This window comes from Mesorhizobium sp. WSM1497, assembly GCF_001672455.2.
Lineage (GTDB): Bacteria > Pseudomonadota > Alphaproteobacteria > Rhizobiales > Rhizobiaceae > Mesorhizobium > Mesorhizobium ciceri.
The window spans coordinates 2,550,715-2,562,342 of sequence record NZ_CP021070.1; the positions used below are offsets into that span (position 1 = coordinate 2,550,715).

The 11,628-nt window shown below is 62.9% G+C and carries 14 protein-coding genes and 1 tRNA gene; 3 read left to right on the forward strand and 12 right to left on the reverse strand.

The features are described from left to right. Positions 1-3: 3 nt before the first annotated feature. The 9 genes from yacG to A9K65_RS12440 form a co-directional block, all read right to left on the reverse strand. Positions 4-201, reverse strand: coding sequence for a DNA gyrase inhibitor YacG (yacG, locus tag A9K65_RS12400; RefSeq protein WP_064994578.1), 198 nt, complete (start codon positions 199-201; stop codon positions 4-6). Next, on the reverse strand, positions 198-827 hold the full coding sequence (locus A9K65_RS12405) for a Maf-like protein (RefSeq protein WP_013530196.1): 630 nt from the start codon (positions 825-827) through the stop codon (positions 198-200). Before A9K65_RS12405 ends, yacG begins: the two co-directional genes overlap by 4 nt. A 21-nt stretch (positions 828-848) precedes the next feature. Continuing rightward, entirely contained in the window at positions 849-1,067 is a 219-nt protein-coding gene (gene infA, locus A9K65_RS12410; protein ID WP_006200926.1) for a translation initiation factor IF-1, read from the reverse strand. 87 nt (positions 1,068-1,154) lie between these two features. Continuing rightward, positions 1,155-1,625 (reverse strand): low molecular weight phosphatase family protein, encoded by a 471-nt coding sequence (locus A9K65_RS12415; protein ID WP_013530197.1) that lies wholly within the window; start codon positions 1,623-1,625, stop codon positions 1,155-1,157. Further along, a complete protein-coding gene (locus A9K65_RS12420; protein WP_013530198.1) occupies positions 1,613-2,098 on the reverse strand; it encodes a UPF0262 family protein in 486 nt (161 codons plus the stop codon). The genes A9K65_RS12415 and A9K65_RS12420 overlap by 13 nt, the downstream gene beginning before the upstream one ends. A gap of 6 nt (positions 2,099-2,104) precedes the next feature. Further along, entirely contained in the window at positions 2,105-3,397 is a 1,293-nt protein-coding gene (hisD, locus tag A9K65_RS12425; protein WP_064994579.1) for a histidinol dehydrogenase, read from the reverse strand. A 7-nt stretch (positions 3,398-3,404) separates the two neighbouring features. Then, positions 3,405-3,839: a DUF2948 family protein gene (locus A9K65_RS12430; RefSeq protein WP_013530200.1), complete on the reverse strand. Its 435-nt coding sequence runs from the start codon at positions 3,837-3,839 to the stop codon at positions 3,405-3,407. Positions 3,840-4,044: 205 nt separating this feature from the next. Continuing rightward, positions 4,045-5,337, reverse strand: a complete 1,293-nt coding sequence (gene murA, locus A9K65_RS12435; RefSeq protein ID WP_013530201.1) for a UDP-N-acetylglucosamine 1-carboxyvinyltransferase — start codon at positions 5,335-5,337, stop codon at positions 4,045-4,047. 130 nt (positions 5,338-5,467) lie between these two features. Beyond that, positions 5,468-5,662, reverse strand: coding sequence for a hypothetical protein (locus tag A9K65_RS12440; protein WP_013530202.1), 195 nt, complete (start codon positions 5,660-5,662; stop codon positions 5,468-5,470). A gap of 160 nt (positions 5,663-5,822) precedes the next feature. Between A9K65_RS12440 and A9K65_RS12445 the strand changes: the two genes are divergently transcribed. Together A9K65_RS12445 and A9K65_RS12450 are read left to right on the forward strand one after the other, a co-directional pair. Continuing rightward, positions 5,823-5,897: transfer RNA gene (locus tag A9K65_RS12445), tRNA-Thr, on the forward strand. A gap of 320 nt (positions 5,898-6,217) precedes the next feature. After that, on the forward strand, positions 6,218-7,792 hold the full coding sequence (locus tag A9K65_RS12450; protein WP_064994580.1) for a DUF882 domain-containing protein: 1,575 nt from the start codon (positions 6,218-6,220) through the stop codon (positions 7,790-7,792). Between the two features lie 305 nt (positions 7,793-8,097). On the opposite strand, the gene A9K65_RS12455 is transcribed toward A9K65_RS12450, so the two are convergent. From A9K65_RS12455 to A9K65_RS12465, 3 genes are all read right to left on the reverse strand, one after another. Further along, on the reverse strand, positions 8,098-8,622 hold the full coding sequence (locus tag A9K65_RS12455) for an OsmC family protein (protein WP_013530204.1): 525 nt from the start codon (positions 8,620-8,622) through the stop codon (positions 8,098-8,100). Between the two features lie 110 nt (positions 8,623-8,732). Beyond that, a complete protein-coding gene (locus A9K65_RS12460; RefSeq protein WP_024504783.1) occupies positions 8,733-9,269 on the reverse strand; it encodes a carboxymuconolactone decarboxylase family protein in 537 nt (178 codons plus the stop codon). A gap of 87 nt (positions 9,270-9,356) precedes the next feature. Next, positions 9,357-10,439, reverse strand: coding sequence for a sigma-70 family RNA polymerase sigma factor (locus tag A9K65_RS12465; RefSeq protein WP_198327588.1), 1,083 nt, complete (start codon positions 10,437-10,439; stop codon positions 9,357-9,359). A gap of 227 nt (positions 10,440-10,666) precedes the next feature. Here A9K65_RS12465 and A9K65_RS12470 point away from each other — a divergent pair, with 227 nt between their 5' ends. After that, complete coding sequence (locus tag A9K65_RS12470; protein WP_013530207.1) at positions 10,667-11,572, forward strand: MurR/RpiR family transcriptional regulator; 906 nt, start codon at positions 10,667-10,669, stop codon at positions 11,570-11,572. The last annotated feature ends 56 nt before the right edge of the window (positions 11,573-11,628 follow it).

The window sequence follows — 11,628 nt, forward strand, 5'->3', positions numbered from 1 at the left end:
ACCTCATTTCGGAGCGTCGGGATCCGTCTCTTCCTCGTCATCGCGGGCCTTGATGACATAGGCGCCCTTCAGCCAGCGGTTGAGGTCGATGTCCTTGCAGCGCGTCGAGCAGAACGGAAAGCTGTCGCGCGCCGAGGGCTTGCCGCATTCGGGACAGGGGCGCTTTGGGCGCAAGGGCGTGACTTTGGGAGCGGAATTCACAGCCGGGTTCCCGCCAGCCAGCCGCCATGCACCTTGAAGCCTTCGCCGCTCAGCAGCGCGATGGTCTCATAGAGCGGCAGCCCGACGATGTTGGTGTAGGAGCCGACCAGCTTGACGACGAAGGCGCCGGCGAGGCCCTGGACGGCGTAGCCGCCCGCCTTGCCGCGCCATTCGCCCGAGGCGATATAGGCGTCGATCTCTTCGCGCGGCAGCCGCTTGAAACGCACCCGCGTCTCGACCAGGCGCTGGCGCAGCTTGCCACCCGGGGTGATAAGGCAGATGCCGGAATAGACCCGATGCGAACGGCCCGACAACAGCCCGAGACAGTTGGCAGCGTCGTCGAGGGTTTCTGCCTTGGGCAGGATGCGCCGCCCGACGGCAACCACCGTGTCGGCGGCCAGCACGAAACCCGGCGCATAGTCGGCTTCGGTCTTCAGTGAGGCAAACGCCTTTTCGGCCTTTTCCTTCGACAGCCGCTTGGCCAGCGAGCGCGGATGCTCGGCACGCAGCGGCGTTTCGTCGATATCGGCCGGCAGCACGCGGTCCGGCTCGATGCCGGCCTGCTGCAAGAGCTCGATTCGGCGCGGCGAACCCGAGGCAAGCACCAGCTTCTGCAAAATGCTCATCGCGGACCAGTCGGGCTTTGCTTACTTGAAACGATAGGTGATGCGGCCCTTGGTCAGGTCGTATGGCGTCATCTCGACCAGAACCTTGTCGCCGGTCAGCACGCGGATGCGGTTCTTGCGCATGCGGCCGGCCGTATGGGCGATGATTTCGTGTTCGTTTTCGAGCTTTACCCGGAACATCGCGTTCGGCAACAATTCCGTCACGACACCCGGAAACTCGAGGACTTCTTCCTTCGGCATTCGATACCTTTGCTTGGATGGTAGTTCCAGCACCCTGGCCGGAATTTCGGCGGAACCTATATGATAATCGTCCGCTTGTGAACACGCTTAATCCGTCGCGTTTTTTGCCTCTGGAAGCAAGAAACGTCGGCCTATGCGCACCTTCAGCCGCTCGCGGACGTCCCGGTACGCTGCCATGATCTGTTCGCGCGTGCCACCGGCGTCGGTCGGGTCCGGCGTCGGCCAATATTCGACCTCGACGGCGAGCGAGCGGGTGAGTTCGAGTGCGGCGTGGTGCGCTTCGGGTGCCAGCGTGACGATCAGGTCGAAATAGTCGTCCTCGAGATCGTCCATCGTCCTTGGGTGGCGCTCGCCCAGCGTGAGATCTTCTTCGGCCAGCACCGCATCGACGAACGGATCGCGCTCGCCGGCGCGAACGCCGGCCGAAGCGACAAAGACGGTGGCGGGCAGCATCCGGCGCGCCAGCTGCTCCGCCATTGGCGAGCGCACGGCATTCATGCCGCACAGGAACAGGATCGAACGGGGCAGGGCGCCGGGCGACAGGGCTAGCCCCGCCAGTGCAGCACGCAGACCAGCGTGAACAGCCGGCGCGCCGTATCGAAGTCGATGTCGATCTTGCCGGACAGCCGGTCCATCAGCGTCTGCGAACCTTCATTGTGCAGGCCGCGGCGGCCCATGTCGATCGCCTCGATATGGCTCGGCGTCGAGGAGCGGATGGCGTCGTAGTAGCTTTCGCAGATCATGTAGTAATCCTTGACGATGCGCCGGAGCGGCGTCAGCGACAGGATATGGGTGACGACGGCGGTGCCATCCTCGCGCGCCACGGCAAACACCAGGCGCTGCTCGGCCAGCGACAGTTTCAGCCGGTAAGGGCCGTCGCCGCTGTCATTGACGGGCTGGAAACTGTTCTCCTCGATCAGGTCGAAGATCGCCACCGCGCGTTCATGCTCGACATCCGGCGTTGACCGGCCGATCGATTCATCGAGTTCGACATCGATCAGCCTGGCGCGGGTTTGATCGGGGCCAGACATCGCCGCCTACATGTTCAACCGTATGGCGACGGAGCGTCCATGCGCGTCAAGACCCTCCGCCTTGGCCAGCGCAATCGCCGCCGGCGCCAAGATACGCAACTGCTCCGGTCCAAGCTTGAGGATCGACGTGCGCTTGACGAAATCGAGCACGGACAGGCCGGACGAGAAACGCGCCGAGCGCGCCGTCGGCAGCACATGGTTGGAGCCGCCGACATAGTCGCCGATGGCTTCCGGCGTGTGGCGGCCGAGAAAGACCGCACCGGCATTGCGCATCCGCGATAGGAAGCCCTCGGCGTCGTCGATGGCCAGTTCGACATGTTCGGCGGCGATGCGATCGACCAGCGGCAGCGCGGCGTCGATGGCCGACACCTGGATCACGGCACCAAAATCGCGCCAGCTCGCCGCTGCCGTTTCAGCGCGTGGCAGGCTCTGCAACTGGCGCTCGACCGCCTGTTCGACCGCGATGCCGAAAGCCGGATCGTCGGTGACCAGGATCGACTGTGCCGAAGCGTCGTGTTCGGCCTGGGCCAGCAGGTCGGCAGCGATCCAGTTCGGATCGTTGCTGCCGTCGGCCACGACAAGCACTTCCGACGGCCCGGCGATCATGTCGATGCCGACGGTGCCGAAAACCTGGCGCTTGGCTGCCGCGACAAAGGCATTGCCCGGGCCGACGATCTTGGCGACCGGCCGGATTGTCTCGGTGCCATAGGCGAGGGCGGCGATCGCCTGCGCGCCGCCGACGCGGTAGATTTCGGAAACGCCTGATATGTCCGCTGCCACCAGCACCAGCGGATTGATGATGCCGCCCGGCGCAGGCACGACCATGACGATGCGCTCGACGCCGGCCACTCTGGCCGGCACGGCGTTCATCAGCACCGAGCTCGGATAGCTCGCCGTACCGCCCGGCACATAGAGCCCGACGGCCTCGATCGCCGTCCAACGCCAGCCGAGCTCGACGCCGGCGGCATCCGTATAGCGATCGTCCTTCGGTCGCTGCCGTTCATGATGCGAGCGGATGCGGTCGCGCGCGAACTCCAGCGCCTCGATCGTCTTTGGGTCGGCCGTTTCGTAGGCGGTTGCGATGTCTTCCTTAGACACGGCAATGCCGAGGCCGGTCAAATCGGCGCGATCGAATTTCCGCGTATAGTCGATCAGTGCCGCGTCGCCCTCGGCGCGCACGCGCGCGATGATGTCGCGCACCGCGGCATCGACATCGGCGGAGACCTCCCGCTTGGTCGTGAGGAAGGCGGCGAAACGTTGCTCGAAATCGGCATCGGACTGACGAAGCGTGATGGCCATCGGACGCTCAGGCCTTGTGGATGGGGCGCGAGGTGGCTTCCCACGCGCCGCCGATGTCGGCAAGACGGGCCTCGATGCACTCGACGTCGAGCATGATCGCACCGCCGCCCGAGAAGATCAGCTCGACGATGCCGGCCGGCTTGCTGATCTCGATGAAGCTGATCGCCAGCAGCGACAGGACTTCGGCAGGCTTGTCGCGGTCAATACCGCTGGTCTTGGCGCCGAGCACGCGGTCGAAATGCAGCACGGCCTGCCGTCGCTCATTATGCTGGCGAAACAGGCCGGATTTTGCCTCCCAGACGAAACGGTTCATGGTCAGCAGGAAACGCTTGGCCGCAGGGAGGAATTCGAGGTCGCTGACTTTCAGCACGGCATCCTGGACATGAGCCGAAACGATGCTCAGATCCTGGTCGTCGAGCGCGATAAGCTTAAGGGCGGTCATACGGATTTCGCACCTGAAGGTTGATTGTTCAGCCTTCTGTTAGGCGGTCTTGGCGATCGGTGCAACCGCACCAACAGCTGCAGCTCTGCGCTGCCCCTCATCGCCCTGCCGGGCACTTCTCCCCGGATAGTGACGGGGAGAAGGACGCTGCCGCGAAGGATTTCGCCAATCTCCTGCGTTGCTAGAGAGGAGCCGAGGTCGCGGACTACGCCGAAATCCGTTCGATCACCGCGCCGCAGTTGGACAGCTTTTCTTCCAGCCGCTCGAAGCCGCGATCGAGGTGGTAGACGCGGTTGACCGTGGTCTCGCCTTCCGCCGCCAGGCCGGCGATGACCAGCGAGACAGAGGCGCGAAGATCGGTCGCCATGACCGGCGCGCCCTTCAGTTTCGGCACGCCGTCGACGATCGCCGTCTGGCCCGAAAGCGTGATGTGAGCGCCGAGCCGCGCCAGTTCCTGCACATGCATGAAGCGGTTCTCGAAGATCGTCTCGGTGATGCGCGACTTACCCTTGGCCATGGTCATCAGGCCCATGAACTGCGCCTGCAAATCGGTCGGGAAGGCCGGGAAGGGTGCTGTCGTCACGTCGACCGGCGAAATGCCGGCGCCGTTGCGCCTCACCCGGATGCCGGAATTGGTCGGCGTGATCTCCGCACCCGTCTGGGCGATCACGTCCAGTGCGGTCTGCAGCAGGTCCGCACGCGCGCCTTCGAGCACGACGTCGCCGCCGGTCATGGCGACGGCCATCGCATAGGTGCCGGTCTCGATGCGGTCGGGAATAACACGCACGCGCGCACCGGAGAGCGATTCGACGCCGTCGATGGCAATGGTTGGCGTGCCGGCGCCGGAAATCTTCGCGCCCATGGCGTTGAGGCACTCGGCCAGGTTGACGATCTCGGGCTCGCAGGCGGCATTTTCCAGCACCGTCTCGCCCTTGGCGAGTGCCGCGGCCATCATCAGCACATGGGTGGCGCCGACCGAGACCTTCGGGAAGATATAGCGGTTGCCGACAAGGCGGCCATTCCGGGTCTTGGCGATGACATAGCCGGTGTCGACGTCGATATCAGCGCCCAGCGCCTGGAGGCCCTCGAGGAACAGATCGACCGGCCGCGTGCCGATGGCGCAACCGCCCGGCAGCGACACTTTTGCTTCGCCCATGCGGGCCAGCAGCGGGCCGATCACCCAGAACGAGGCGCGCATCTTCGACACCAGCTCGTAGGGCGCTGTGGTGTCGACGATGTTGCGGGCGGAGAAGTTGATGGTGCGCGAATAGCCCTCATTCTGCTTCTCGCGGCGGCCATTGACCGAATAATCGACGCCGTGATTGCCCAGGATGCGGATCAGCTGCTCGACATCGGCCAGATGCGGCACGTTTTCCAGCGTCAGCGTGTCGTCGGTCAAAAGCGAGGCGATCATCAAAGGCAGCGCCGCGTTTTTCGCGCCCGAGATCGGAATGCTTCCGGAGAGCTTGTTGCCCCCGACAATTCTGATGCGATCCATGGAAGAACGTCCCTCTCGGCCAAAAAAGGGCCGGTTCAATCGTTTGAGTAGCGGCCCGTCTAGACCATTGGCCAATCTGGTTCAAGAAATAGGATTTCGCCCACCCCAGGCTAAGAGTGACCTATTTGAGTTAATCTTTTTGTATTTTCTTCGATGCAGCGAGACCGTCCGGGCGCAGGTCGGCCTCGCCGGTCCGCCGCGAGCGCGACTGCGCCTTGCGCTTCTGCAGATTGGCGCGCAATTGCTCGGCCAGCCGATCCTTGCGGATTGTTGCGCTGCTTTTCGGTGGACCATCCTTTTTCACTGGAATTGTCTTGTCGTCCATCGCCCCATCCCGCCGGCGACCCACCAGCTTGCTGTTCAGGGATAGCCAACATTGTGGCACTGCCATGTCATTAAAAGCCATCCGGCAAAGCCTTTCACAGAAGCGTTGCACTTGGCCTTGCGCTTGCCGGTTCGATATGGCAGAAGCCCCGCCATCAGCGGCTGCGGTAGCTCAGTGGTAGAGCACTCCCTTGGTAAGGGAGAGGTCGAGAGTTCAATCCTCTCTCGCAGCACCAGTTTCCAACATCCCTGTTGCCGCACGATCGTCCTCTGCATTTGCGAGGGCGAGGCGGGTACATGGGATGGCGCGGCCCTCGTGCCGGCAGACCCGATCAGCGGTTCATTGCTTCAGAAAATGGCTGCCACAGGCAAATCCAGCCGAAGCGCATTCCGGCAAGACACGATTCATTAACCAAGATGCTATTCATCGACATGACGTATTGTGGCATGGATGCCCGTCTTCGCCGGTCAGATCCATGCTTGTCAGGAAGAGGGCCGAAAGGCTCCTGATCTGGGCGGAAATCTAAATCGCCCGAAACAAAAGAACGTGCAAGGCATGAACGTGAGCGAAAACGTGCAAAACGCCCCCGGTGCTTCCCGTCTTTGGACCCTGCCTGCCATCATCGCAGCGTTCCTTTGCCTGTGCGCTACCGGCGCGTTCGCGGAGACGCGTGCTTTGAGGATTCAACATCTCCATACGGGAGAGAAGGCTGAAATCGTCTTCAAGCGCAATGGGCGCTATGATCCGGCGGGATTGAAGAAGATCAATCTCATGCTGCGCGACTGGCGTCGCAACGAACCGACGAAGATGGATCCGCGCCTGCTCGATCTTGTCTGGCAGGCCTATCGCGCCAGCGGCTCGACAGCCTATATCCATGTGGTCAGCGCCTATCGTTCGCCGGCGACGAACGCCATGCTGCGCAGCCGCTCGAAGGGTGTGGCCCGGGAGAGCCAACACATGGTTGGCCGCGCGATGGACTTCTTCCTGCCGGATGTGCCGCTGAAGAAACTGCGCGACATCGGCCTCAAAATGCAGGGCGGCGGCGTGGGTTATTATCCCACCTCCGGTTCGCCTTTCATACACATGGATGTCGGCAATGTGCGGCATTGGCCGGGCATCAGCCGCCAGGAACTCGCCAGGGTATTTCCGAACGGCAACACACTGCATGTGCCGAGCGACGGCAAACCGCTGCCCGGCTATGAGCAGGCGTTTGCCGCCTATAAATCGCGCAAGGGCGCCGGCACGCCCAACATCGAGCTGGCAAGCGTCGACGGCGGCCAACGCAGGCCGCGTGGCCTGCTGGCGACGCTCTTGGGCGGGGGCGGCGCAGACGAGTCCGATGATGTCGCCGAAGCGGTGCCGGCGCCACGCAAACCGGCGAGGTCCGTCGAACCCAGACCGGCCGGACAGGGTATCGCTATCGTGCCGCCGCAGGATGCCCAGCGGGCGGACATCCAGATTGCTGCCAGCGATCCAGGCGAAGAACCGCTTGCCGGGCAGAAGGGGAAGACGCCTGAAGCGATCGTCATGGCGATGGCGCCGGGCTCAGTGCCGCTGCCGGCCTTCGCACCGCGCGCCGAGTTCACGGCACCCGTTCCCACCCCGGAAACCGCACCGTTGGCAATCGCCGGCGCGTCCACGGCGCAGGCCGAGCTGGCCGTTGCCAAGCCGGACGCCGCGAATGCCGATGCCGCTGCCACGAGCGTCGCGCCGGAGATGATGGCGCTCAACGTCCCATTGCCGACATGGCGGCCGGAAAGCCAGTCAAGCCCGACGCGCCAGCTGGAAGCAGCCAAATCTGGCGATGCCATCGGTGTCTTGCTGGCCATGCATCACCCCGACGACGGGCTGGCCGGCGAGCGGATCGCGGCGCCTGCGTCAAAGCCAGAAGATCGCGTCAGGACGAACCCCAAGGCCGACCGTGTCCAGCGGCGCCCCGATTCCGAGGCAGATCGCGCTATTGCCGGTGGGGCCGCATCAACAGGGGCGCCCATGATTGCCGCCAATTTCATCCGCTCGGCGCCGGAGCATGTCTATCTCGATGGATTCCAACCGCGGGGACGGACGTCCGATCACCGCCGCTTCACCGGCTCCGCGGTGAAATTCCTGCCCATCGCCAGTTTCAAATAGAGGGCGAAAGCACCGTTCGATCCAGTATCGAAATGTGTTGCGCCATATCGATGGCCGGGGCGGTCACGGGATTCGCAATGCCGAACCCTTCCGCGCTATAACACTTGGCGAGCAGCGCGCTACTGCAGCGGGCAGTCGGCTCGTTGCTGTCGGCCGCCATCCGTTGCCTTTCGAGCAGATCGCCCCGCGAACTTGCCAGGATCGTGGTGGCGGCGCAAACGTGCACGAGGCATATTTGGCCCCGCCGGCCGCAACCGGCGGGACTAAGCCACAGACCGCCCAGCGGGCGAGTTCTGCGACAAGGATCACGCCTGGTGAATCACCAATTCGCTGGTCATGGGAATTCCTCTAAGGGCGCCAAGCACCATGTTGTGCGAGATCGCGCGCTCATGAATTTTCTCCAGATCGGCGCGGGGCGCCGAAGAACACACGGTCGCGCTGAGGTGCAGGGACACGTAGCAATGCCGGGCGTCCACGGGCGCCGTGAGCCCATCAAGTCCGTCGAACTCGCCACGCGGGTCGAACACGCCTTCCGCGATGAAATCGACCGAACGAAGATCGACTCCCGCATGCGCTGCCAGCATCGGATAATCCGAGCCGGCGCACACAGCCGCCGCGGCAAAGATCTGCTCCCAGGGAAAGACGGCGGTCGGCGAATTGTCCTTGAGGCTCGCCGGTCGCTCCAGTAGCGGTGTTGTGTAAGGATCGCCTGATTGCGGGTCGAAGCGGTAGCGGGCACGATAGGTGCCACGCACCGCGTCACCGTGTTTCTTTAGCACGGACACGATATCTTTGACTGTGCTGACGGTTTCTCCGAAGACTACTGGCATCTTTACCTCCCTATAAAATGAGAATTCCACTCCCTATTCCGGTCCGCGGATGCCGACGACGGTTGCCGCGGCCTGGCCCCAATCCCGACAATGTGCCGACAAGGCTCGCGCTACTTGGCAGGCGCGGCAGCCTGAGCGTCGCCGCCGAGATCCTTCTTGAAGGTCTCAAAGTCGACCTGCATGCCGTTGAAGATCGTGCTCCAGTGCCGTGACAGAGCGGCGATAGCGACGGCCTCTTCGATCTCGTCCTCCGTTGCGCCCGCCTGTTTTGCGCTCTCGGTGTCTTCCCAGATGCAATACTGGCAGGGAATTTGTGCGGAGACGGCGAGCGAGATCAGAGCCTTGACCTTCGGCGGCAGGGCGGTTTCGCTGGAGAACTGCAGAGCCTTCACCTCTGCCCAGGCGCCCGGCAGCGCTGCCTTTGAAACCTGATGGAGAAAGGTCGGCACCGAGCCGAGCGTCCGCTCGACGTCCTTATAGGTGGCGTCGACCTCAGCCTGACCGGCCCAGCCTAAGCCTGATGACAACAATGTGGCGCAGACGACAGTCGATGCGAACGCCGTGTGAAGGAGGCGGCGCGAGCGGCTGGGCCCGAGCTCGCCGTGGTGTGCGATGGAAGCAACATGGGAAACTGCGAAGGCGAACATGATCTCTCTCCTCTTTGGAACCATTTGCATCCGGGCCAGATGATGCCCGCGTGCTGTAAGGAGTCACGGACGGGAGAAAAAGTTCGATCAGTCGTCGTCGATTCTAGGCGGACGCGGCGAAAGATGCAGATGCAAGCGTCGGGCCTTGCCGTCTCGCTGAAAGATCACCAGGACGACACCCGGCGGGCAGTGGAAAGGGTCTTCCGGCGGATTGACGAATAGTCCCTCGATCACAGTGACCTGGCTGGCGCTGAGAATGCGCTGCGGTTCCAGGCGGACGCCGGCTTCCGTGTCGGCGTCGACTTCCCAGGCAAGGAATGAGCGACCCAGCACTGGTTTGCTCGTCCCGCGGACAAGATGCAGGTCCTCTGCAAAGTGCCCAAGGAAGCGGTCACGCTCGCCATGCTGGTTGAGCCCATTGAAAATTTCGGAGTAGAATCGCTGGCGCTCGCGAGACTGCGAGCGAGCCTCTGCGTCGGCAAGGCCCGCCGTTTCCAGCAGCATCTCGGCAAGCTTGCGTTTGGCTTGCGACAAACGACTGCGAACCGTCCCAATCGGGACACCCAGAATGGCGGCCAGTTCCTCGTAAGACTGATAGCTTCCGAAATAGCGCAACATGGCGGTAGCCTGCAGCGGCTCGGGAAGCTTGCGTAGCGCGTCCCAAACCCATTCGCGAAGCGCGACTTTCTCCAGCCGCTCCTCAATGCTTGCGCCTTCGTCTGGGCGGTCTGGAATGTCGGCGGTCAAGATCTCGCGTCGTCTTCGACGCAATTGTTGCAGGCAACAGCGGTGCAACACAGTGCGAAGCCAGCCACCGACGGCTTGCGGATCCTTGAGTTCGCCGATGCGCCTCAGCGCGATCAGGAAAGTCTCATGCACAGCATCTTCGGCGTCCGACCCATAGCCGAGCATGTTCAGCGCTATCGCATAGAGCCGTGCGCGATGACGTTCCAGCAGCAGGCCGAGGCAACCACAATCGCCGCCCCGAGCGGCAAGGGCCAGTTCGGCATCACTCGGCACGATATGAGTTTCGTAGCCCATGGGCTTAAGATGCATCAACTGGCGAAAAAGTTCGAATGCCAGTTCAGCTTCGTCACGATCCGTGTTCGGCGGGCACCAGTTCACCAATGACGCTTTGATGGGGTTTTGGATTGAGGTTATGACCCTCACTTCACGTCCGTAACAACCGGCCCCGAAACGGGGTCCGTGAGAACCAGGCTCGCCGCCAAGATACTCAAGCGAGATCGAAAGTGCATATGGCAGTGAGCAAGGATTGGATTCTGGCGGATGCGGGCGATCTACGCGGCTAGATTCAATCCTGTAAAACTTTTTCCAGATTTGACACCATTTCACAAAATTGTAAGATAATCATCTTCCGTCAGCGATAGGCGATGACCATGTCGATCCGCGAAGAACTGGCCAACACGACCGTGGCGTTCACCTCCGCGGAAGAGAAGATCGTCCAGGTCCTGCTCGCCGATTACCCAATGTCGGGGCTGGGCACCGCAACCCGGCTGGCACGGCGCGCCGGCGTCAGCGACCCGAGCGTGACGCGGCTGATGACCAAGCTTGGCTATGTCGGCTTTGCCGATTTCCAGGCACGCCTGCTCACCGAAGTCGAATCCAGGCTGCATTCGCCGCTTTTGATGATGGAGGCCAAGCGTCCGGGCGGCTCCAGCGAAGGCACCGCACTTGCCTATTTCCATTCGGTTTCCGACAGCCTGGAGCGTACGCGCACGGCTGTGCCGGTGCAGGCCTACACGCGCGCCGTCAACATGCTGCTCGAGAGCAAGGGCCAGGTCGTGCTGCTGGGCGGCCGGTTCAGCCGGCATATCGCCTCCATGCTGGCCGGCTATCTCCTGCAGTTCCGCTCCGGCGTGCGCGACATCGGTTCGTTGAGTCCCGCCGATTTCGACCTGTTGATCGACCTTGGCAAGCGCGACCTCCTCGTCGTGTTCGATTACCGGCGCTACCAGTCGGACGTGGTGAGCTTTGCCCAGCAGGCCAAGGAGCGCGGCGTCTCCATCCTGCTGTTCACCGATGTCTGGCTGTCGCCGATATCTGACATCGCGGACCTGACCATGGTCGCGGCGATCGACGCCAACTCGCCGTTCGACACGCTGGCGACGGCCGTTGCCCAGATGGAAACCGTCTTTGCCCACGCGTTGGAGGGCCATGGCGCCGGGGTGCGCAAGCGCATCGAGGACATCGAGAAGATCCGCAGCGCCAACGCGGTCACGCTCGATACCGTCCTATCGTCATCGGCCGACGACGCCGCCAAATCCAAAGCCACAAGGAAATAGTGTCGTTGCGCCCAGTGCAGCGATGCAAAGCGCCGCGACGCAGAAAAGGAAGCGAC